A 21780-nucleotide genomic window follows, 5' to 3' on the forward strand; every position below is an offset into this window, starting at 1 on the left:
TTGTTTCTCAGGACGGTCTCCTTTCCATTTTTTGACAGGTTAATTAATTTTCTATCCTCAAGTGACAGAAGAGGGATAATTTTGGCTAATTCTTGGAGTTCTTCGGGGGTATAAACCATCCCTGTCGGGTTAGAGGGCGAATTTAAAACAAATATTCTAGTTTTTGGGGTAATCGCTTGGCGCAATTGTTCTGGCGTAATTTTATAATTTTGTTCGACAGTTGTAGGTACAATAACCGACTTACCATGAGCCAAAGTGACCATTTCAGGATAACTTACCCAATAAGGAGCCGGAATAATCACCTCATCATCAACTTCAATGAGAGCAAGCATTAGATTAAAAAGAGAATGCTTACCGCCATTGGTAACAATAATGTTTTCTGGTTTAAAATTTAGATTATCTTCTTCAAAAAGTTTTTTCGCTAAGGCTTCTTTGAGAGCGGGTTCTCCTGAAGCTGGCCCATATTTCGTTTTACCTTCATCGAGGGCTTTTTTTGCAGCTTCTTTAATGTGAGTGGGAGTATCGAAGTCGGGTTCCCCCGCGCTAAAGCTACAAATATCGATTCCTTCCTTTTTCATTGCTTTGGCTTTTGCATCAACAGCAAGGGTCAGAGAAGGCACAACGTTAGTCACTCTTGAGGCAAACTTCATGATTGTTTACAGTTGTTAGTCTAAAGTTTTGTGTTGTCTATAATACTAATTGTCTAATGTCTTGCAGAGTAGAAAAATATTTTTTACAGAATTAAATCTGTAGGGGTTTGGTCTCCAAACCCTCTTTCAGACTAATTATTTTTTGGTTAAGCAACTGAAGCTAATTCCATTTCAGCTTGATTAGGTGTACCTTCAGTAACAAGCGATCGTTGTGAGGTTCCTTTTTCTATATAATTTTTCACCATCGCCATCACTGCATTAATTTTACGGGTACGCCATTCGTCGATGAGGGTTTCCACCTGTGGGGTCGATAAACGACGCTGCATCGCTTCATAGAGATAAGCGGCGTGACCTTTTTCATCTTGAGCAACACTAAAAATTCCTTTTTTGAGGGCTGCGTCTTTTTCGCCTAAAACTCTCGCCATACGGAAAAAATCATTACAGGCATCTAATTCTAATATATATGTACTGCCCATAAAAACAGCCCAATCAATGTTATCTGCTTTGAGTTCTTCTCTGGTGTAACCATCGAAAAAAGCATCAAAAAAAGGGCTTCTTCTTTCTTGGGAGTTTTGTTGGGCGAGTTGTTTAGGATCGATGACTTCTTTTCCCATGCGTTTTAAAGCTTGAGCAAAAATCTGCCCGTGTCTGCGTTCATCGGATGCGTGTCGGGCTAGTTTTTCGGCTAACCATTGATCACCCTCTTGAATAGCGCGTTGTTGTAGAGTTTCTAAAAAAGGAACGGCACCAGATTCAGCGAGTTGTAAACTAGCTAGAGTATTAGGACGAGTTTGAGGATCACATAGATTTCGGGCCATAATGAAGGCAGTCGCCCCAGATCCCAAGGTATGCAGAATACTTGTGTAGAGATTCATTAGTTCAGTTTAAAGAACGTCTTTTACATTCTACCCAATGTCTTTCGGTGTGAGGTGTGGTTAGCTACATTTGGAGTGATTGGGGGAAGTATTGAGGGTTTAGGACTTCTGTTAGCGTAAAAGGTGGCTCAGATGGCAACAAATTTGAGGAAAGTTGGGTTTTTTGGATAGTATCCATTCTCGCTTTTTGATAACAGTCTAAGAAACTCTCAGATAATACAGTTTTGAGACTAGGACTATCTTCTAAAGTAAGTTCGATCTGTCTTCTTTGTTCAATAATTGTATTACGCCAACCGCGAGAATTATATTCTTTTTCACTTTCCCAGTAACTCAGTTTGAGAAGATGTTCAAGGAGGATAATCAAACGGCTTTTTATTTCCTTTCTCTCACTTCTTCCCATACTTTCGATTTCTTCTATTAAATTTTCCCAGTCAATTTGGTCAAGTCGCTGATTTTTGAGTAACTCGGCTGTAGTTTGTAGCCAAAGATAAAAATCTTTTTCATATAAAGTTTTCTGAGCCTGTGTAGTTGGTGTAGTCATGGTTTTAGATAAAATTACTACCCTTACTATGTTATTACATCTACAATGAGTCAAATATTTCTCGCTCAATGTTGTTTACTATCATCGGAGTAAGCCAAACTATTGTACAACTTTTTTGTTTGCATCTTCGTGCCAACGCTGATATTTAGCACTGTGAATCGTAATAATTTCACACATTTTTTTAGCTTTTTTTTCAGCTTCTTTGGCTAATTCTAAAATTTCTTTAAGTTCTTGTTCATTTAATTCCTTTTGTTTCATGATAGATTCTCCAATCGTGTTTTAATATTAATCACAAGTGAGATGTTATAAGGGTTTGGTGACCAAACCCCTACTCTCACTGTATTTTCTTATAACACTCCTTTAGAACTGGGGATTGCATCAGCACGACGGGGATCGATTTCGAGTGCCATTCGCATTGCACGCGCAAAGGCTTTAAAGGTGGCTTCGATGATATGATGGGAATTAATGCCATCTAATTGACGGATATGTAAGGTCATTTGGCTATGATTGACGATCGCCACAAAAAATTCCCGCACAAGTTGAGTATCATAGGTGCCGACTCGTTGGGTGGGAATAGTTAAACCATAACTTAAATGCGGTCTTCCAGAAAAATCTAAGGCGACTTGAATTAAGGCTTCGTCTAAAGGTGCGACGAAATGACCAAATCTAATGATTCCTTTACGATCGCCTAATGCTTGAAACAGGGCTTGTCCTAGTGTAATCCCTACATCTTCATTGGTGTGATGATCGTCTATTTCAATATCACCAGTGGCTTTAACTTCTAGGTCAATTAAGCCATGTGAGGCGATTTGATGTAGCATATGATCGAGAAAAGGAACCCCTGTATTTGCATGACAGTTTCCTTGTCCGTCTAGGTTTAAACTAACTTGGACATCGGTTTCTTTGGTGGTACGGCTAACGGTGGCGATCCGTCCAGTAGGAATATGAAGCAGTTTATCGGTTATTTGCATAGTATTTGTAATAAAAATTTACAATAGTTTTTCGCGTTCGGTGATGGCTAAACCATGTGCGGGAAAGCCTTCATAATTCGCTAGAGTTGTAGTTGTGGTTTTCAATTTTTCAAAGCCTTCAGACGTTAGATAGGCGAGAGTAGAACGCTTGAGGAAATCATAGACGGATACTGCTGAATATGAACGCGCAAACCCGCCCGTCGGTAATACTGCATTAACTCCAATAGCATAAGTAGCAGCAGAAGAAGGGGTATACGCACCGAGTAAGATTTCTCCTGCATTTTTAATTTTTCCCACAACCGCAAAAGGATCTTTAACCAATACTTCTAAGTGTTCTGGGGCGTAATCATTAATAAAAGCGATCGATTCTTCTAAACTAGAAGTCAGAATAATCCCACCATATGCAGCAAGTCCCTGTTCACAAAATTCACGTCGCCAGTCGGGTAATTGTTGGATATATTCACTCGCATACTGACTCGCTTTTTGGGCTACTGCTTCACTATGCGTCACCAGTAAGGCGGCTGAGTCTGAACCGTGTTCGGCTTCAATTAATAAGTCTATGGCTGCAAGTCGAGGATCTGTGTATTCATCGGCTAGTACAATTGATTCACTTGGCCCCGCAGGTAAGCCCACATCAACAGTACCGTAAAGAATTCGTTTGGCGGCGGCTCCATAAACACTACACGGTCCGGTAATTTTGTCAACCCTTGCGACGGTTGGAGTTCCGATGGCCATTGCTGCGATCGCTTGTACGCCCCCAAGTTTATAAATTTCGTCTACACCTGCCATTTTTGCAGCCACGAGGGAAGCGGGTTCGACGTTGCCCTGTTTATCGGGAGGGGTACAGACGACAATTCTTTTAACACCAGCGACTTTGGCAGGGATGGCTAACATTAACATCATTGAGGGAAATGCGCCACGTCCTCTGGGAACATATAAACCAACACTGGGAAGAGGTGTAATTTTTTCACCTGCGAAGACTCCTGGTGATATTTCGCCAAGTTGAATTTCTTCGGGCATTTGTCGGCGATGCACTTCATAAATATTTCTAAAAGCTTGTTCGAGTGCGGTTTTAACTTCAGGTTCGATTAAATGTTCTGCTTGTTCTATTTCTTCGGCTGTAACTCTTATATTTTCTACGGTCGCGCCTTCATAGTCAAATTTTCTGGCATAGGAAATTACGCCTTTGTCTCCCTCAAGTTGTATCTCATCAATCACCGTTTTAGCAATCTTGAGGGCATTATCGATATCTAACTCAGCCCTTTTTTTAAGCGTGGTGAGATCTGCTGCTGTCATCTGCGCTAGTTTCAGAATTCTGATCACTAACCCTTACTCCTTGAATTTGTTTCGTCTATCTTTAATTATTGTCGCTCATAAACAGGAGCGATTTTTGCTGAAAATAAATTACCAGCGATCGCTTATCTGATGAGATGATATAAGCAATCACTGGTTTTTCCGATATTGTGTTGTCATAAAAGGAAATTCCAAGCTTTACGTTCCCAAACCGTTAGCTCTTTTAATTTCTTAATAAAATTGTAACAGAAGACACACACTTTTGTAAAAAAAAGTAAAGAATTTTTCCTAAACTAAATTTTTGAGGTATCTTGTAACACGCTCTGGAGAACCCCATAAAACCTGTTCTTGCTTGTAGATAACCATTCCTGGCTTTCCACCTTTAGGCTTATAGACATATTTCGGTTTTGTGTATACTACAGGAACTTGTGTACTTTGACGGGCTTGACTAAAATAAGCCGCCCAGTCTGCCGCGAGTTGTAAATCACTCTCATCGGGAACAAAACCTGGCTGTAAGCGTAATAAAACATGACTTCCGGCGATTTCTTGGGTATGAAACCATAAATCATAATCCCCCGCAGTCCGAAACGTTAGTATGTCATTTTGGCGGTTATTACGACCGATCCATATTTCATACCCTGATGACGTAATATAACGATAGGGCTTTGATTGATCAGTCGATTGACGTGGGCGAGATTGTGATTCAAAGTAATTTTGTTCGATCAGTTCATCTCGAATTTCTTCTAGCGTCTGTAAGTCATCGGGTGTTTGATATTGTTCTAACCCAGATAAACTGGCGGATACTTGTTCTAAATATTGAATTTCGGCTAATACTTCATCTAATAAGGGTTGAACAGCTTGTAAGGCACGTTTTAGCTTTTGGTGTTGTTTATACAAGCTTTGGGCATTCTGTACGCCGTTTTTTTCGGGGTTAAGGGAAATTTTTACGGGTTCTTCTGTGACAAAATCGGGTAAAGTAATAGAACTCATTCCCGCTTCCCATTGATAGACATACGCCATGAGAAGATCGGCTTGTTGACGGTATTGATCAGCGTTTTCCGACTGTTTTAAGCGTTCTGTAAAAATATTTGCTTTTTGTCTGAGTTTTCCTAAAATAGCATTAATCTTTTGACTCAGTTGATGACGTAGCTGTTTAAAGGTTTCTTGATTGAGATAATCAGTATAGTAACGGTTGAGGAGAGTTTGTACGTCGGAAACAGGTTTAATATCTTCTCCACCTAAAACCGTATATCCTGTATTTGTCCATCCTGGTTGAAAGGTTTCTGTTTTCAAGACTTTTAACCAGTTTTGCCATTCATTAAACAAATTTTCCCAGTTGGTTTCGGTTAATTGATCAGTGGTTATTTTTGTGTCAATATGGACATTTTTTAGGAGAAAACGGGCAATAACTGGACTTACACCGCGATAGGTTTTAATTAACTGTCGTTCGATCTGATCCGGAATGAGGCTAACTCGTTCAAACCAACTGTTCAAAGATTCCTCTAAACTGGGGTTAGTTCCGAATAAAGGTGGGGGAAGTTCGTAAGGTTGCCCCGTTTCCACAGTACGGATGCTCGATTGTGAGGCTGTCACTTGATGAGCTACTGTAATAATTTGGTTACTCGCATCAGTTAGGATCACGTTACTATATTTTCCCATGATCTCTATATATATATGCCAGATTGCCGGATCATCAGGGCGTTTGGCGATCGTAAAATCTATGACTCTTTCCCAAGGTGCGATCGCTTCTATCGCGGTGAGGGCATATCCATTGAGTTGATGACGCAGTTGATCGCTAAAAGTAAAGGTATCGGGGATTTTTGGGGGCGCATCACCCATATTAATTCTCGCTGCTTGAGGATGCCAAGATATTGTTAACCATCCTCTTTTTTTTAGGGTTCGTAATGCTAAGGCGATGGTATAGCGATCGCATTGATACACTTGTTCAATTCGGGCGGGTAGCCACTGGGATCTTAGTTCCGCGCAAGAAGCGATTAAAGTTGTATAGTCTACTGACTGCATTGCGATCGATTTTTGATGAACTCTTTCATTATCCATCATTCAATTCAAAAGAGGGTTTGGAGACCCTACCCCTACGCTTCTGTCCCCAGTATGATTGATTTAAAATTATCTTGCCTTTTTATTTGAAATGTATTAAAATACATTTAGAAAACAAAAGGAGATAGGCTCAATGGTTAAACCTTTAACAATTGCAATTATTGGCGGTGGTTTTAGTGGAACAATGGTCGCAACACATTTATTGCGTTTAGCTAATTGCCCACTCCAGATTAAACTTATAGAAAAACGTGCTAATATCGGTCAAGGCTTGGCCTACAGTACTGCTGTAGAACATCATGTCCTCAATGTTCCAGCAGGAAAAATGAGTGCTTTTCCTCAAGAGTCAGAACATTTCATCAATTGGTTACAAAATCGCTATTCTGAAAAAGCCTTTACAGCGAATTCTTTTGTCTCACGTCATTATTACGGCGAGTATCTTCAATCCATCTTACAAGAAGCCCACGAAAAAGCGAGAAAAGATGTTCAAATAGAGCATATACACTATGAAGCGACGGAATTACAACCCGTAGATGATCAAGTTGTTATTACTTGTGGGAATGGAAGACAAATTACGGCGGATCGTGTAGTTTTAGCATTAGGTAATCTACCACCAAGTAATCCACCTATTGCCGATCCATCATTCTATCAAAGCAGACGTTATCAACGTTGGGCATGGTCTACATCTTTAGAAAATATTGTACAGCCTGACGACGCTATTTTATTAATTGGTTCTGGATTAACTGCCCTTGATTTAGTCGTTAATTTACACTACAAAGGACATCAAGGGAAAATATACATGATTTCCAAAAGAGGGTTAGTTCCTCAAGCGCATCAACAAACACCAGCTTATCCCTTTTGCTTGAAAACTGAACAAAACTTGAATGGTTTATTTAAACATATTCGTCAAGAAGTAAAAAAAGCGGAAAAATTAGGCTATGATTGGCGATCGGTGATGGATGCTTTACGTCCTCATACCCAAGACATTTGGAAATCTCTTACTCTTGTAGAAAAACGCCGTTTTATCCGCCATCTTCGCGCTTATTGGGATAATCATCGTCATCGTATTGCGTCTGGAGTTTCCGATATTATTACTAAATTAAGAACCTCACAACAGTTAAGTCTATATGCTGGAGAAATCATCGCTTATCAAGAAGATATGGATGGTGTTACAGTAACAGTTCGTCCGAGAGGAAGTGAACATACTCATACGATTAAAGTTCAGACGGTAATTAATTGCACAGGTTCCGAACGATTAACCAGTCAATGGCAATATCCTTTACTCAAAAATATTATTAGTACAGGTGTTGCTCAACCTGACGCACTCGAATTAGGTTTAGAAGTAGCAGACAATGGGTCATTAGTCAGCCGAACTGGTGCTAAATCTACTACACTATATACACTTGGTCCCTTACAAAAAGGCTGTCTGTGGGAAACAACGGCTGTTCAAGAAAGCCGACAACAAGCCGAAAAATTAGCTACAACCTTATTAGATTCTTTTTCTCTTCGTAATACAATACGCCCTCTTAAAAGTAGTACGATTAATATAGAATCCTATACAGTACAACCAATGATTACGCCGGCGGCTAATTTTGTCGGGGTTGCTCCATATTAAAGGTTTGTGGGTAATATAATGATGTAGGGATTTGGTTACCAAATCCTTACACAAACAGGATAGGGAGTCCAAACCTCTATTATTTTTTAAGTATTAATGTACTTATAATAAATTTAGTATAATTTGGGCTAAAGCTTCTGTAGGTCCGATCGGTTCTCTCAAGTATAGTTGGATCTGTGAGTAAGTCTGTTGTAATTGTTGGACTTGTTGTGCGATCGCTTCTGTAATCCCACCGGTAAAGAGAAAATAGGGTAAAATGGCGATTTTTTTAGCCCCTTGTTCAATTAAAACTTGTAGCTGTGTTTCTAAACTAGGTGCAACCGACCAATAAGCAGGAATAGCATTTAGTTGATAAGCTATAGCTTCAACGGCTTGATTGCTACCTAGATAACGGCTACCATGAGATAATAAGATACTAGAATCTGCGCTGTCTTTTTCCAATTCTTGACGAAGTAAGGGAATAAGTTCTAGAGATGCGCCTAAATAAGATTTTAATTCAAGTTGAATTGTTTCTATAATTTCTGACTTGGCTAATGTGATTTCTCTGGGAATATCTTCTCTAACATGAACACCGGGTAAAAGAAACAAGGGAATAATCTGTAATTTAGTGAAACCTAGTGTACTCGCTACTTTAGCAAATTTGATGATATTTTGATGTAGAGGAATAGCAGATAATTCGAGAGAGGCAATATCAATAAGAGGATATTGAGGCTTAGTCAGTAAGGCAGTAACATTATTGATGGAATGATGGACATTGACTAAACTTTCATTTATTGTAATTCGCTGACGGAATAAATTCGTTAAGGTTCTAACCGCTTGCTCAGGGCGAGGATCTCGACTTCCGTGATAAACCAACAGATATGCAGATGATGACATCTAATTTTATTAATAAATTCTGTAATTTATCTAGGTTATCGTATTTTTTTAATTAAATGTAGAGATGTATTCATTCCGTTTCATTTTTTTGAATTAAGGTTAGATAAAGAAGATCAGCGATGAAAACTGTTCCACTGGATACGGCGCAACAAGCGCAGGCAACTGCTAATAACTTTCTCAGCAATCATCTAGGCGATCGCTTCAGTGCTGACCAAGCTATACTCAATAAGACTGGGGAGGTTTGGCAGATTCCAGTTATCCTAGCTTATCCAGTTATTGGGTCTATTGGACAAGTTGGAGAAATAAAGATCAGCACTAGCTCGAATGTTATCGTATTTCACACGCCTATAGAAGACATGAAACAAGTAGGGCTTAAACTCTACGAATCTTATCACGATGACATCCAAGCTGCATTTTTATAGACAGGAAACACCTTTTTCTTGTGTACCCGCTTGTTTGAGAATGGTACTTTCTGAGCAAGGGTTTACGTTGAGTGAAGCTGAACTTCGTAATCTATGTGATTGTACACCTTTGGGAACAGAAGCACTAAAAGCAGTTGATGCAGTTCGCCAATTGGGATTTACAAAATCAGCTAAATTAACGCTGAATTTACAGGAATTAATCAGTTTAGTTGACTTAGGTTTTTTTCCAATTGTTTTTGTTAATCTGTTGCCGATTGATGGAATTAGAGGAGGACACGCTATCATTGTCGTAGGAGTAGAGTCGAACCAAGTTTCGGTATACGATCCACTTCAAGGAGAACGAATTATCGATCGCTCAACTTTTGAAACTGCTTGGGCAATGATGCACAATTTAACTATTTTGATAAAAAAATAAACGCGACTAAACCCATACCATGATTAGATTTAACCTGTAGGGGTTTGGTTTCCTTTCCCCTTACAAAAATCCCATTTTCTTCGTCAAACCATTAAGATAAACATCAATAACATTAAAAACGTGACTAGCATCATGGCCACTAATAGTTAGTAAATATGCACTGATTTCATCAAATTTATCTAGAAAACAGGGATTAAAAAAAGGCTTGGTTTCCAAACCCCTACAATTTAGAAATGAAATCTAATTATTTATTTGCGGTTTCAAATTGGGCTTGCTTGCGTAATAATTCAGCTATGGTTAAATTATATTGAGCCTTACCATCGAAAACGGTTCCGACTTCAAACCGTTGAAATTGAACTTGTGCAAGATGATAAGCTTCTTCTGGTAGAGGAATATAACCAACTTCGGTAACAGCTTTCGGTGCATGGTCTAAATAATATTCGACAAATGCTTCTAATGCAGGATTATTTTGCGCGGCTTTCGCATTAACATAAATGAACAAGGGACGTGCTAAGGGTTGATATTGTTCATTTTCGACGGCTTCTGAAGATGGAGTAACCGCACCATTACCATTATCGATCGCTAATGCTTTTAATTGATCTTTATTTTGATCATAATAGCTATAACCGAAATAACCGAGAGCATTTGCATCTTGTTTAACCGCATTAACTAACGCTTGGTCATCTTCACTATAATTATAATCTTTACGACTCACCCCAGATTGACCGACAATGGCTTGAGTAAAATAGTCAAAGGTTCCAGAATTTTGATCAGCACCATGAAGCGTAATCGGTTTATCGGGCCATGTGGAGCGAATTTGATTCCATTTATTGATTTTACCTTGTGCTGAAGGTTCCCAGAGTTTTTTTAATTCAGCTACAGTAATATCATTCGCCCAAGTATTTTGAGCATTGACAGTAACAGTTAAAGCATCAAAAGCAATGGGTAACTCAATGTAACGAACTTCTTTTGCATTACAGGCATCCATTTCATCTTTTAAAATAGGACGAGAAGCAGCATTAATATCCGTTTCGCCGTTACAAAACTTTTTAAAGCCGCCTCCTGTTCCCGAAAAGTTATCATCAATTGTAATATTGCTCAAGGTTTTGTTAGAAGGATCAGCTTTATAATGTTCTAGAACTTTTTGAGTAATGGGATAAACTGTACTAGAGCCATCTATTTTAATAGGTTTAATATTATTTGGGTTAATTGAAGCGCATGATTGTAGAATAAAGGCCGTTGCCATTACTGTTTTTAGAGTAAAAGATAGCTTTAGAGATATATTTTTCATTTTCTGTTCTCCTAATATTTTTCAAAAATTAATTAAGTATTTAATAAAAAAAAGCTTAACTATAAAAGATTAAAAACAGATTAAATTGTTATAAAATCTCTTCAAAAAAGATACAAAAATAGAAAAAATTAAAGATTAATTAAGTCACCCGAACGAATCACCGAGAGTTAAAGAGCCAGCTACAATGATTAATCGATATATTTAAAAGGGCTATAAATCAGTATGGGCAAGGATTTGGGGCTAAGTTTTCTAAAAAAATTGTCAAAAGTGATTTAATAATTTATTTAAAGAAAAAGAGTTCCTTAATCTATTCTTTACTAACAAAGTGTAGTTTATATCTTAAGATTTTCTAGGTTTACTAATTTCGTCAGTCCTAGTATGTCTAATCAAAACGATAATATTATGAGAAAAATTTCTCAATTAGCGAGTTCTCTAACCCTACTTGCACTAACTGCAAGTCTAGCCGCTTGTGGCGGTGGTGGCACTAATACATCGACAAATAGCACATCTGGAACCACAGAAGGAGCAAGACAAGTTCCTCTTTCTGGCAACGTAGCCGTAACGGGTGCGGGAGCATCTTTCCCCGCTCCATTGTATCAAAACTGGCTTGTACAGTTAAATCGAGAAGTTCCCCAACTCCAAATTAACTATCAATCTGTTGGTAGCGGTGCAGGAGTTGAACAGTTCACCCAGGGTACGATCGATTTTGGCGCAAGTGACGTAGCAATGACCGATAAAGAAATGGCTAATGTCAAAGATGGTGTTCTATTATTACCCATGACGGCGGGTAGTATTGCCGTAGCTTACAATTTACCAGGTGTCGAAGGATTAAAATTATCGAGAGATGCCTTTATCGGAATTTTTAAAGGTGAAATTACTAAATGGAATGATCCCCAAATTGCCGCCGCTAACCCCGATTTGAAATTACCTGATACACCAATTACTGTAGTACATCGCGCTGATGGTAGTGGTACGACGGGAATCTTTACAATGCACCTAAGTGCTATTAGTCCTGAATGGAAAAAGAGCATCGGTCAAGGTAAAACCGTTCAATGGCCAACTAGCAAAGGTAAATTTTTAGGTGGGAGAGGCAATGAAGGGGTAACCGCAACCATTAAACAAAATGAAGGGACGATCGGTTATATTGAATACGGCTTTGCTAAAAACAATGGTTTAGCGATGGCAGCATTAGAAAACAAAGAAGGTAAATTTACATTACCCGATGAGGCCGCAGCGTCAGCTACCTTAGCCTCAGAACCCTTACCCGAAGATATGCGATTATTTTTCAGCGATCCTCCAGGAGAGACATCTTATCCAATTGTGACTTATTCTTGGATGTTGATGCACAAAAGCTACCCCGATAAAGACAAGGCTATTGGGATAGAAGCGATGATTGAATATGGTCTAACCACAGGTCAAAAACAAAGTGCGGCTTTAGGATATGTTCCTTTACCACCAGAAGTCGTCAAAAAAGTAGCAGCAGTAGCCGATCAAATCAGTCCTGACTATACGATTAAGGTAGAGTAGATTCATCTATTGGGTGAAACGGGAAGGGTGAAGAGGAGAAACGGTAATTTAAGAGAAACTTAATAAAGTATGTCTCAAAAGCCGATATCTGCTCCCCTAACCCTAAATGTAATTAAAGTAGTATTTTTGTTTGCTGTTTATCGTTGATGACAACATAGTGTATGGCTTCACCACCAATTTCTCAAAACTCCGATTTTGCTCCCCGTTCAGATGTAGAGAAAACTTTTGATCGAGGGTTTGTTACATTAACACAAATTTTTGCCATCGGAATTGGCTTGATTTTATTAGCGATCGCATTAGTCATTACCATTAGAGCTTTACCCGCGATTAGTCAATTTGGACCTGGTTTTCTGTTTGGCACTGATTGGAACCCTGTTAAAGGGCGTGAATCATTTGGGGCGTTACCGGTGATCTACGGAACTCTAGTTAACTCTTTCTTGGCTTTATTACTTGCAGTTCCTTTGGGAATTGGTTCTGCAATCTTTTTAAGTGAAGATTTTATCCCTCTAAAAATTCGTACTGTTCTGGTTTTTTTAGTGCAACTCTTAGCCGCTATTCCAAGTGTTGTCTACGGTTTATGGGGTATTTTTGTAATGATTCCTTTTTTGTCGTCATTACATCGGATTATTCCTTTTTTTCCCGTAGTCAGAGGACCGAGTATGCTTGTCGCTAGTGTTGTACTAGCCATCATGATTTTACCGATTATTATTTCGATTTCTCGTGATTCTCTGTTTGCCTTACCGCCAGATTTACGTCAAGCGTCATTAGGTTTAGGGGCGACTCGTTGGGAAACCATTTTCCGTGTACTGATTCCTGCGGCAATTTCTGGGATTGTTGGGGGAATTATGTTAGCCCTCGGACGTGCAATGGGTGAGACAATGGCAGTAACGATGCTTATCGGCAACTCAAACAGGATCAGTCCTAATATTACACAACCAGCTAATACGATCGCCTCTTTGTTGGCGAATCAGTTTGCTGAAGCATCGGGGATACAAGTAGCAGCCCTCATGTATGCTGGTTTAGTGCTAATGCTCCTGACTTTGCTAGTCAATATCCTGGCTGAAGTGATCGTAAATAAGATTAAAGCGAAATACAACTAAAACAAGTTTTGGGGTCATTTTAGATCATTAATTGTATGTCTACTTTAGATTTTGAGGAAGTTACTAACCCAAATTTGAATTTAAAAAGAGAAACTTCTAGCCCTCGTTCTCTGTTTGGGTTAATCATGACAGGGCTATCAGCAGTATGTCTAACCATTACGACGATCCCTCTATTTTTATTGATCGGTTATGTTATTTATAAAGGTGGTAGCCGTCTCGGTCTTGACCTATTTACCGAACTTCCTCCACCACCAGGATTAGAAGGCGGTGGTTTTGCGAATGCGATTTTAGGAACGATTATAGTTGTATCGATAGCAACGGCGATCGCTGTTCCTATTGGTGTTTTAGCAGCAGTTTACCTATCAGAATTTAGCGGCGGTGGTAAAACAGCCCAATGGGTTAGATTTGCCACGAACGTATTAAGCGGTGTACCGTCGATTATTGCTGGTATCTTTGCTTTTGGTCTTTTTGTTGCACCTTTGATCGGCAACCGGGGAATTTTTGGCTTTAGTGCGATCGCGGCGGCAATTGGTTTAGCTGTGTTAATGTTGCCAACAATTATTAGAACGACGGATGAAGCCTTACAAATTGTTCCCCAAGATATTCGTTGGGCGGCTTTGGGCATTGGAGCGTATAATTATCAGACAGTGCTAAAAGTTGTCTTACCCGCAGCAATTCCCGCAATTATAACAGGTGTCACCCTTGCTGTGGCTCGTGCAGCAGGAGAAACGGCCTCTTTAATCTTTACGGCATTATTTTCTAACTTCTGGCCTAGAGGGATATTTGAACCGATCGCAACTTTATCGGTTTTGGTTTTCAACTTTGCAACCGTACCATTTCAACCTCAACAAGAACTTGCTTGGGCGGGTTCACTGATTTTGGTGTTGTTGGTATTAATCGCTAGTATAGCGGCTCGTTTGGCTACGCGGCAGAGGTAAAGTCGATCGCAAACCCAAAAAATATAATGTCTAGAGGAGACAATTTACAATGAGAGAGATGCCAACTACAGCAAACCGAATTCAAACGGTTTTAAAAACATACAACGTTGATATTTACTATGGGACATATCGCGCTGTAACGGGCGTATCAATGGAAATACCGAAAAATAAGGTAACTGCCCTTATTGGCCCGTCTGGTTGCGGTAAAAGTACAATTCTACGATGTTTTAATCGACTTAACGACCTCATCCAAGGCTTTCATCTCACGGGAAAAATTGAGTATTTAGGACAAGACCTCTATGCAAAAGATGTCGATCCTGTCAAGGTTAGAGATGAAATTGGAATGGTCTTTCAACGTCCGAATCCTTTCCCAAAATCGATTTATGATAACATCGTATATGGACCCAGAATCCAAAAAGATACGAGAAATTTCGATGAAATTGTCGAAACTTCTTTGCGTCGAGCGGCTCTTTGGGATGAAGTAAAAGATAAACTTCAAGAAAGCGGTTTTTCTCTTTCTGGTGGACAACAACAACGCCTTTGTATTGCTCGTACTATTGCCGCACAACCCGAAGTTATTTTGATGGATGAACCTTGTTCCGCGTTAGACCCCATTTCGACTTTAAAAGTAGAAGAATTGATTCATGAATTAAAAGAAAAATATACGATTATTATCGTGACTCATAATATGCAGCAAGCGACAAGAGTTGCTGACTATACGGCTTTCTTTAATGCAGAACCTACGCCTAAAGGTGGCAAAATTGGATATTTAGTAGAATATGACCGAACTGAAGTTATTTTTGGTTCTCCAAATGAACAGGCAACCAAAGATTATGTAAGCGGTAAATTTGGTTAAGTTAGGGCGTTATTTTTGTTTTTGTTTATTGATTTTATGAAATTTTATGTTAGCAACTGATATCGAAACTCAAGCCGTTTTAAGAACGAAAAATCTTCATGTTTATTATGGATCTAATTTAGCCGTTCGAGATGTTTCTTTAGATATACCAGAAAAGCAAGTCGTCGCTTTTATTGGACCTTCTGGCTGTGGAAAAAGTACGGTTTTACGCTGTTTTAACCGTATGAACGATTTAATTAAAAGTGCCAGAATTGAAGGAAAAGTAACCTATCGAGGTAAAGATATTTATGCGACGGGACTTGACCCCGTAGGTTTGCGGAGTCGAATTGGCATGGTTTTTCAAAAACCGAACCCTTTTCCGAAATCGATTTATGAAAATATTGCTTTTGGCGCTCGTTTGAATGGCTATAAAGGTAATATGGATGAATTAGTCGAATCGTCTTTAAAAAGAGCCGTCATTTGGGACGATGTTAAAGACAAACTACAACAAAATGGTCAAGCATTATCAGGTGGGCAACAACAACGCTTGTGTATTGCTCGTGCCATTTCGATTCAACCCGAAGTATTATTAATGGATGAGCCTTGTGCAGCACTTGACCCCATTTCTACTTTAAAAATTGAAGAGTTAATGCACGATCTGAAAAAACAATATACGATCGTCATTGTGACACACAATATGCAGCAAGCGTCACGAGTTTCTGATTACACAGCTTTCTATAATGCTGAACCAACTCCTAAAGGCGGCAAAGTAGGTTATTTAGTTGAATATGACCGAACCGAGAAAATTTTTCAAGACCCCGCCCAAGAAGCAACTAGAGATTATGTCGCGGGTCGTTTCGGTTAATCTACGCAAGAAAAAAAAATTGATGAGGTGGGTCATTCCCGCCTTTTTTATTTATTTGATAAACATTAAGATTATGGCTATTTTTATTAATATAAAATTAACCTATTTTTAACTTTATAAAGTCTTTAAATTAGATTTAACTTAAGTTAGTTATTAACTCTATATAATGATTTTGTGTAAGTCATTGTGATTTTTCTTTCATAAGATTTCAACTAACAACAATAAAGGAACATATGATCAGTAATTTTCAATTTAAACTCAATCGTTGGACAATTGGCGGACTAGCGACTATAGCTGCGGTGGCTGTAACAGTACCTTCGGTTTATTCCCAAAGTCGTACCACCATTAAAGTTGATGGTTCAAGTACCGTTTATCCCATTACCGAAGCGGCGGCCGAAGATTTTCAAGCGAAAAATCGTAATACTCAAGTTACTGTCGGTGTTTCTGGAACAGGTGGCGGTTTCAAAAAATTCTGTGCAGGTGAAACCGATATTTCTAACGCATCTCGTCCCATTAAAGATTCTGAACGTCAAAAGTGTGCTGCTGCTGGTGTTAAGTTTATTGAACTTCCCGTTGCTTTTGATGCGTTAACAGTTGTTACAAACAAACAAAACACCGCCGTTAATAGTATGACGGTTGCTGAACTGAAAAAACTTTGGGAACCCGCCGCAACCGGTAAAATTACGAAATGGAATCAAGTTAACTCTAAGTTTCCTAATGCACCTGTTAAACTTTATGGACCTGGTGCGGACTCAGGTACATTTGATTATTTTACCGAAGCAATTGTCGGTGAAGCGAAAAAAAGTCGCACTGACTTTACTCCCAGTGAAGATGATAACGTTTTAGTTCAAGGGGTCAGCCGTGATAAAAATGCTCTTGGCTATTTTGGTTATGCTTATTATGAAGCAAATAAAAATAAACTAAAAGCCATTGCAATTGATGGGGGTAAAGGCCCAGTTATGCCGTCTAAATCTACTGTCGAAAATGGGAAGTATAACCCTTTATCTCGCCCCATTTTTATTTATGTTAATTCCAAATCGGCTCAACGTCCTGAAGTTAAACAGTTTGTCGAATATTATCTAAATAATGCTCCTAGATTGGTTTCTGAAGTAAAGTATATACCTTTACCTGCTGCTACCTATAAAGATGTTTTAGATAACTTCAAAAAAAATAAAACAGGTAGCGTTTTCGTTGGTAAAGATATCGTTGGTGTAACTGTACAAGATATCGTCCGCATGGAAGCCAAAGATTAATTGTTTTATTGATACCAATCTTCAACAAATAGATAGGTAATGTATTGTAGGGGTTTGGTCGCCAAACCCTCCATTAAAACCGATACTGTTTAATCCAATTCACAAAAATTGCCGATGCAAACTTGGACAAATAAACACAGAAAAAAACGTAACTTACAAGAAAAAATTATTGAGATAATTCTGCTTCTAGCGGCTTTAACCTCAGTATTTACAACCTTTGGAATCTTAGAAGTTTTGCTAGGTGAATCCATTAGCTTTTTCCAAAAAGTACCTATTAAACTATTTCTGACCGATACTCAATGGAGTCCGCTCTTTGCTGACCCTCACTATGGTATTTTACCCTTATTATCGGGAACTTTAGTAACATCGATGGTGGCTATGTTTGTGGCGATTCCACTCGGAACAATTGTTGCCATTTATCTAAGTGAATTCGCGCCCGCTAAAGTGCGAGAAATTGCTAAACCTTGTCTTGAATTATTAGCAGCTATTCCCACCGTTGTTTATGGTTATTTTGCCTTACTCTCAGTTACCCCAATCTTACAAATGATTTTTCCTGAGTTATCGGGATTTAATATGCTCAGTGCGGGTTTAGTCATGGGTTTAATGATTATTCCTTTGATTAGTTCGATTAGTGAAGATGCGATGCGGGCTGTGCCACAATCAATTAAAGAGGGGTCGTATGCGATGGGGGCGACTCGTTTACAAACGGCGTTAAAAGTGGTTTTCCCGTCGGCTATTTCGGGAATTAGTGCGGCGTATATTTTAGGAATTTCTCGTGCTGTTGGTGAGACAATGATTGTAGCGATCGCAGCAGGATTACAACCTAATTTAACATGGAATCCCCTTGACCAAGCAGCGACAATTACAGCTTATATTGTCCAAGTCAGTTTAGGTGATTTACCTCATGGTTCCTTGGAATATCAGTCTATATTTGCCGCAGGAATTACTCTGGTATTAATGACTTTAGTTTTAAACATTATTGGTTATTTTCTCGCCAAAAAGTATCGGGAAATTTATTAAAAAATGGTTGCAGAAAATTTACAAATACTACGAGGGGAAATTAATCAGCGAAAATTGGTTAATAATCTTTTTGCGGTTGTTGGGTTAATCATCATTTTGGTGTCAGTCTTAATTTTATTAGCCTTAATTCTACAATTGGCAATTAATGGATGGTCACGCATTACACCAGAATTTTTTACCTCTTTTCCCAGTCGTCGCGCCGAAAATGCTGGTATTCTCTCCGCTTGGGTGGGAACCTCACTCGTCATGTTAGTTACTGCTTTTTTTGCTGTTCCTCTGGGTATTGCTTCGGGTGTCTATTTAGAAGAATATGCCCGTAAAAATTGGCTTTCGGCTTTAATTGAAATTAATGTCACTAATTTAGCGGGTGTTCCTTCGATTATCTATGGTTTATTAGCTTTAGGCGTTTTTGTCTATCAGTTCCAGCTAGGAGAAAGTATCTTAGCGGCGGGTTTAACGCTGGCTTTACTGATTTTACCTGTTGTGATTGTAACCACTCGTGAGGCACTGCGGGCGATTCCCAATAGTTTACGGGAGGCAGCTTATGCAATGGGGGCGAGTAAATGGCAGATGATTTGGGATCACATTTTACCCTATTCTTTTGGTAGCATTCTCACAGGAATTATTATCGGTTTATCTCGTGCCATTGGCGAAACTGCGCCAGTTATTACAATTGGGGCATTGACTTTTATTGCTTTTTTGCCCGATTCACCAATTAAAAGCGAATTTCCGTTTATTTCTTTTGAATGGTTAAAAGCGCCATTTACATTAATGCCTATTCAGATGTTTAATTGGGTATCTCGTCCCGAACCTGAATTCGAGGTAAATGCGGCTGCTGCTGGAACGGTTTTATTATTCATGACATTAGCGATGAATGGTATTGCTATCTTTTTACGTTATCGTTTTCGCAAGGGGATCAAATGGTAGAAAATATGGCGTATATCGCCCAAGAGTTTTTAGATACACCACCGAAAGCAGAAGTCAGAAATTTAGACTTTTATTATGGTTCATTTCACGCTCTGAAAAAGGTTAATATGCTGGTGGCGGATAAAAGAGTAACCGCTTTAATTGGCCCTTCAGGATGCGGCAAAACGACGCTTTTAAGATGTTTTAATCGGATGCACGACCTTTACCCCGGAAATCGTTATGAGGGACAAATTGCGGTCGATGAAATTAATATTTTAGGTCGTCAGGTTGACCCGATTGAAGTTAGAATGCGAATTAGTATGGTTTTCCAGAAACCGAATCCGTTTCCAAAGTCGATTTATGAAAATGTCGCTTATGGCTTACGAGTTCGGGGAGAAATGCGACGAAATATTATTGATGAAAAGGTGGAAAAATCCCTCAGAGGTGCCGCATTATGGGAAGAAGTGAAAGATCGTTTGAATACCTCTGCTTATGATTTATCGGGGGGACAACAGCAACGTTTATGTATTGCGAGGGCGTTAGTTAGTGACCCTGAAATTATTTTATTTGATGAACCGACCTCCGCACTAGACCCCATTGCGACTAATAGTATTGAAAAGTTAATCGGTATTATTAAAGAACAAGTATCGATTCTAATTGTTACCCATAGTATGCAGCAAGCGGCGAGAATTTCTGACTATACCGCGTTTATGTATTTGGGTGAATTAGTAGAATTTGGTCGAACACAGGATATGTTTAGTCAGCCAGAAAATCAGCAAACAAAAGATTATATTAGCGGTCGTTTTGGATGATTTTTGTTTTTAGAAGGGTTTGGAAACCAAACCCCTACACAAATGATTAACTCTTAGGTTGAGGAATGGTGACATCGACGACTTTAACCTCGCTTCCCAGTTGAGATAATGGGGGTTGAATCGTTTGATTATTGCCGACGACTAGGGTCACAATTTGCTCAGGTTGTAGATATTTTTGGGCGACTCGTTGGATATCTGCAATGGTTGTCTCTTGTACACCTCGTTGATATTTAAAGATAAAATCAGCAGGATAACCATAATATTCATAATTCATCAAACGTGATAAAACTTGTCCAGAATTGGCAAATTTAAAGACAAACGAATTAAGAATCGAATCTTTGGCTAATTCTAATTCTTCTTTAGTAATCGGTTGGGTGCGAATTCGTTCTAGTTCTTTGAGCAATGATTGAACAAAGGTAACTGTTGTTTCGGAACGAGTTTGACCACCTGCGAGAAATGTTCCGGGAAAATCATAATTTGCACCCCAATAACCATATACTGAATAAGCTAACCCTTGACGCGATCGCAATTGATTAAATAAACGTCCACCAAATCCGTTTAATACCTCATTCATGACGCTAAGAGATGGATAATCAGGATTACTAAATTTTCCGCCCAAATGTCCCAAAAGAATGTTACTTTGGGTCAGTTGAGGTTGATTAACCAAGAAAACACCGCTTTTGTATTTTTGTGATGCTGTAGGAATCTCGACTTTAGCGGGAGTTGCAGGAGGAGTCCAATCACCAAAAGTTTTTTCAATGAGGGCTAAAATTTGTTGAGGCTCAAAATCCCCAACAACCCCTAAAATAATCTCATCGGGACGCACATAGGTTTTATAAAATCCTACAAGATCCTCACGAGAAATATTATCTAAAGTCGTAAATTCTATAGTGCGTGCATAAGGGCTATTTTCTCCATAGATTAGCTTTTCAAACTCCCGACTTGCAATATCACCAGGGTCATCATTTCGTCTAGCTATTTCGCCTTTTTGTTGGGTTTTTGCTAGAGTGACTTGTTGGGCATCAAAAACAGGATAGCGCACAATTTCGGCGAATAGTGGGAAAACCGTTTCTATATCTTCTTTGAGGGCGTTAAAACTGGCAGTACCTGACGTTGTACCGATACCTGTCTCAATAATTGCCGCATTTTGGTCGATGAGTTCATTCACTTCTTTTGCTGAATGATACTGGGTTCCTCCGGTTCGCATTACGGTTCCGGTTAGTTCTGCTAAACCGACTTTTTCACTTGCTTCTAAGCGTGAACCTGTGCGAATTAGCGCATTACCACTAATTAAAGGAAGTTGATGATCTTCCATTAAATAGACTACCATGCCGTTTTTGAGTTGGTAGCGATCGTATTTTGGGATCTTGATTTCAGGTAAAGTAGGATACGTTAAATCAGTGTAATGTCTGGGAGTTTGGGCAATAGCTGGTAAACGCAGGGTCAAAACCATGACCATAACTAATACAAATATACCTAACCACTGAAAACGTTTAAACGATTTTTGCATAGATGTGATC

General features: G+C 39.0%; 22 protein-coding genes. 12 read left to right on the top strand and 10 right to left on the bottom strand.

The genetic code is table 11. The features are described from left to right. The 7 genes from C7H19_RS21165 to C7H19_RS21190 all read right to left on the bottom strand — a co-directional run. The coding region (locus tag C7H19_RS21165) for an aminotransferase class I/II-fold pyridoxal phosphate-dependent enzyme (RefSeq protein ID WP_146136570.1) at positions 1 to 650 on the bottom strand (650 nt) is incomplete at its 3' end. Between the two features lie 146 nt (positions 651 to 796). After that, positions 797 to 1525 carry a ferritin-like domain-containing protein gene (locus tag C7H19_RS21170; protein WP_106458910.1) on the bottom strand — a complete coding sequence of 243 codons (729 nt, stop codon included), beginning with the start codon at positions 1523 to 1525 and terminating at the stop codon, positions 797 to 799. Positions 1526 to 1589: 64 nt separating this feature from the next. Beyond that, positions 1590 to 2066: a DUF29 domain-containing protein gene (locus C7H19_RS21175; protein WP_106458911.1), complete on the bottom strand. Its 477-nt coding sequence runs from the start codon at positions 2064 to 2066 to the stop codon at positions 1590 to 1592. Positions 2067 to 2165: 99 nt separating this feature from the next. Continuing rightward, positions 2166 to 2324 (bottom strand): hypothetical protein, encoded by a 159-nt coding sequence (locus C7H19_RS25950; RefSeq protein WP_181280700.1) that lies wholly within the window; start codon positions 2322 to 2324, stop codon positions 2166 to 2168. 89 nt (positions 2325 to 2413) lie between these two features. Beyond that, on the bottom strand, positions 2414 to 3049 hold the full coding sequence (gene hisB / locus C7H19_RS21180; protein ID WP_425428921.1) for an imidazoleglycerol-phosphate dehydratase HisB: 636 nt from the start codon (positions 3047 to 3049) through the stop codon (positions 2414 to 2416). Positions 3050 to 3055: 6 nt separating this feature from the next. Beyond that, a complete protein-coding gene (gene hisD / locus C7H19_RS21185; RefSeq protein ID WP_106458913.1) occupies positions 3056 to 4360 on the bottom strand; it encodes a histidinol dehydrogenase in 1305 nt (434 codons plus the stop codon). A gap of 258 nt (positions 4361 to 4618) precedes the next feature. Continuing rightward, positions 4619 to 6352, bottom strand: a complete 1734-nt coding sequence (locus tag C7H19_RS21190) for an Rqc2 family fibronectin-binding protein (protein ID WP_106458948.1) — start codon at positions 6350 to 6352, stop codon at positions 4619 to 4621. 169 nt (positions 6353 to 6521) lie between these two features. Here C7H19_RS21190 and C7H19_RS21195 point away from each other — a divergent pair, with 169 nt between their 5' ends. After that, positions 6522 to 8000 (top strand): FAD/NAD(P)-binding protein, encoded by a 1479-nt coding sequence (locus tag C7H19_RS21195; protein WP_106458914.1) that lies wholly within the window; start codon positions 6522 to 6524, stop codon positions 7998 to 8000. 102 nt (positions 8001 to 8102) lie between these two features. On the opposite strand, the gene C7H19_RS21200 is transcribed toward C7H19_RS21195, so the two are convergent. Continuing rightward, entirely contained in the window at positions 8103 to 8876 is a 774-nt protein-coding gene (locus C7H19_RS21200) for a sirohydrochlorin chelatase (protein WP_106458915.1), read from the bottom strand. Between the two features lie 119 nt (positions 8877 to 8995). On the opposite strand from C7H19_RS21200, the gene C7H19_RS21205 reads away from it, so the two are divergent. Continuing rightward, a complete protein-coding gene (locus C7H19_RS21205) occupies positions 8996 to 9298 on the top strand; it encodes a hypothetical protein (protein ID WP_106458916.1) in 303 nt (100 codons plus the stop codon). Then, positions 9273 to 9713: a cysteine peptidase family C39 domain-containing protein gene (locus tag C7H19_RS21210; RefSeq protein ID WP_106458917.1), complete on the top strand. Its 441-nt coding sequence runs from the start codon at positions 9273 to 9275 to the stop codon at positions 9711 to 9713. The genes C7H19_RS21205 and C7H19_RS21210 overlap by 26 nt, the downstream gene beginning before the upstream one ends. Positions 9714 to 9957: 244 nt before the next feature. On the opposite strand, the gene C7H19_RS21215 is transcribed toward C7H19_RS21210, so the two are convergent. Beyond that, positions 9958 to 11004, bottom strand: a complete 1047-nt coding sequence (locus C7H19_RS21215) for a PstS family phosphate ABC transporter substrate-binding protein (protein WP_106458918.1) — start codon at positions 11002 to 11004, stop codon at positions 9958 to 9960. A 378-nt stretch (positions 11005 to 11382) separates the two neighbouring features. On the opposite strand from C7H19_RS21215, the gene pstS reads away from it, so the two are divergent. From pstS to pstB (C7H19_RS21260), 9 genes are all read left to right on the top strand, one after another. Then, on the top strand, positions 11383 to 12531 hold the full coding sequence (gene pstS / locus C7H19_RS21220) for a phosphate ABC transporter substrate-binding protein PstS (protein WP_245927699.1): 1149 nt from the start codon (positions 11383 to 11385) through the stop codon (positions 12529 to 12531). Between the two features lie 161 nt (positions 12532 to 12692). Continuing rightward, on the top strand, positions 12693 to 13631 hold the full coding sequence (pstC, locus tag C7H19_RS21225; protein ID WP_106458919.1) for a phosphate ABC transporter permease subunit PstC: 939 nt from the start codon (positions 12693 to 12695) through the stop codon (positions 13629 to 13631). 35 nt (positions 13632 to 13666) lie between these two features. Further along, positions 13667 to 14569: a phosphate ABC transporter permease PstA gene (pstA, locus tag C7H19_RS21230; protein WP_106458920.1), complete on the top strand. Its 903-nt coding sequence runs from the start codon at positions 13667 to 13669 to the stop codon at positions 14567 to 14569. 58 nt (positions 14570 to 14627) lie between these two features. Next, the gene (gene pstB, locus C7H19_RS21235) at positions 14628 to 15425 is read left to right on the top strand and encodes a phosphate ABC transporter ATP-binding protein PstB (protein WP_106458950.1); all 798 of its coding nucleotides are present in this window, start codon (positions 14628 to 14630) and stop codon (positions 15423 to 15425) included. A 46-nt stretch (positions 15426 to 15471) separates the two neighbouring features. Next, positions 15472 to 16269, top strand: coding sequence for a phosphate ABC transporter ATP-binding protein PstB (pstB, locus tag C7H19_RS21240; RefSeq protein ID WP_106458921.1), 798 nt, complete (start codon positions 15472 to 15474; stop codon positions 16267 to 16269). Between the two features lie 233 nt (positions 16270 to 16502). Then, positions 16503 to 17522, top strand: a complete 1020-nt coding sequence (locus tag C7H19_RS21245) for a PstS family phosphate ABC transporter substrate-binding protein (protein ID WP_106458922.1) — start codon at positions 16503 to 16505, stop codon at positions 17520 to 17522. 114 nt (positions 17523 to 17636) lie between these two features. Beyond that, complete coding sequence (pstC, locus tag C7H19_RS21250) at positions 17637 to 18542, top strand: phosphate ABC transporter permease subunit PstC (RefSeq protein WP_106458923.1); 906 nt, start codon at positions 17637 to 17639, stop codon at positions 18540 to 18542. A 3-nt stretch (positions 18543 to 18545) separates the two neighbouring features. After that, complete coding sequence (gene pstA / locus C7H19_RS21255; RefSeq protein WP_106458924.1) at positions 18546 to 19469, top strand: phosphate ABC transporter permease PstA; 924 nt, start codon at positions 18546 to 18548, stop codon at positions 19467 to 19469. Further along, entirely contained in the window at positions 19463 to 20260 is a 798-nt protein-coding gene (gene pstB / locus C7H19_RS21260; protein WP_146136571.1) for a phosphate ABC transporter ATP-binding protein PstB, read from the top strand. The genes pstA (C7H19_RS21255) and pstB (C7H19_RS21260) overlap by 7 nt, the downstream gene beginning before the upstream one ends. Before the next feature lie 46 nt (positions 20261 to 20306). Here the strand turns inward: pstB (C7H19_RS21260) and C7H19_RS21265 are convergent, their stop codons facing one another. Then, entirely contained in the window at positions 20307 to 21770 is a 1464-nt protein-coding gene (locus tag C7H19_RS21265; protein ID WP_106458925.1) for a M16 family metallopeptidase, read from the bottom strand. Positions 21771 to 21780: the final 10 nt, after the last annotated feature.

This window comes from Aphanothece hegewaldii CCALA 016, assembly GCF_003007785.1.
GTDB classification, from domain to species: Bacteria; Cyanobacteriota; Cyanobacteriia; order Cyanobacteriales; family Microcystaceae; genus Chroococcus; species Chroococcus hegewaldii.

Coding starts and splice junctions, on each gene's coding strand:
- C7H19_RS21170 (WP_106458910.1), bottom strand. CDS start 1,525: ATGAATCTCTACACAAGTATTCTGCATACCTTGGGATCTGGGGCGACT.
- C7H19_RS21175 (WP_106458911.1), bottom strand. CDS start 2,066: ATGACTACACCAACTACACAGGCTCAGAAAACTTTATATGAAAAAGAT.
- C7H19_RS25950 (WP_181280700.1), bottom strand. CDS start 2,324: ATGAAACAAAAGGAATTAAATGAACAAGAACTTAAAGAAATTTTAGAA.
- C7H19_RS21190 (WP_106458948.1), bottom strand. CDS start 6,352: ATGCAGTCAGTAGACTATACAACTTTAATCGCTTCTTGCGCGGAACTA.
- C7H19_RS21195 (WP_106458914.1), top strand. CDS start 6,522: ATGGTTAAACCTTTAACAATTGCAATTATTGGCGGTGGTTTTAGTGGA.
- C7H19_RS21200 (WP_106458915.1), bottom strand. CDS start 8,876: ATGTCATCATCTGCATATCTGTTGGTTTATCACGGAAGTCGAGATCCT.
- C7H19_RS21205 (WP_106458916.1), top strand. CDS start 8,996: ATGAAAACTGTTCCACTGGATACGGCGCAACAAGCGCAGGCAACTGCT.
- C7H19_RS21210 (WP_106458917.1), top strand. CDS start 9,273: ATGACATCCAAGCTGCATTTTTATAGACAGGAAACACCTTTTTCTTGT.
- C7H19_RS21215 (WP_106458918.1), bottom strand. CDS start 11,004: ATGAAAAATATATCTCTAAAGCTATCTTTTACTCTAAAAACAGTAATG.
- pstS (WP_245927699.1), top strand. CDS start 11,383: ATGTCTAATCAAAACGATAATATTATGAGAAAAATTTCTCAATTAGCG.
- pstC (WP_106458919.1), top strand. CDS start 12,693: ATGGCTTCACCACCAATTTCTCAAAACTCCGATTTTGCTCCCCGTTCA.
- pstA (WP_106458920.1), top strand. CDS start 13,667: ATGTCTACTTTAGATTTTGAGGAAGTTACTAACCCAAATTTGAATTTA.
- pstB (WP_106458950.1), top strand. CDS start 14,628: ATGCCAACTACAGCAAACCGAATTCAAACGGTTTTAAAAACATACAAC.
- pstB (WP_106458921.1), top strand. CDS start 15,472: ATGTTAGCAACTGATATCGAAACTCAAGCCGTTTTAAGAACGAAAAAT.
- C7H19_RS21245 (WP_106458922.1), top strand. CDS start 16,503: ATGATCAGTAATTTTCAATTTAAACTCAATCGTTGGACAATTGGCGGA.
- pstC (WP_106458923.1), top strand. CDS start 17,637: ATGCAAACTTGGACAAATAAACACAGAAAAAAACGTAACTTACAAGAA.
- pstA (WP_106458924.1), top strand. CDS start 18,546: ATGGTTGCAGAAAATTTACAAATACTACGAGGGGAAATTAATCAGCGA.
- pstB (WP_146136571.1), top strand. CDS start 19,463: ATGGTAGAAAATATGGCGTATATCGCCCAAGAGTTTTTAGATACACCA.
- C7H19_RS21265 (WP_106458925.1), bottom strand. CDS start 21,770: ATGCAAAAATCGTTTAAACGTTTTCAGTGGTTAGGTATATTTGTATTA.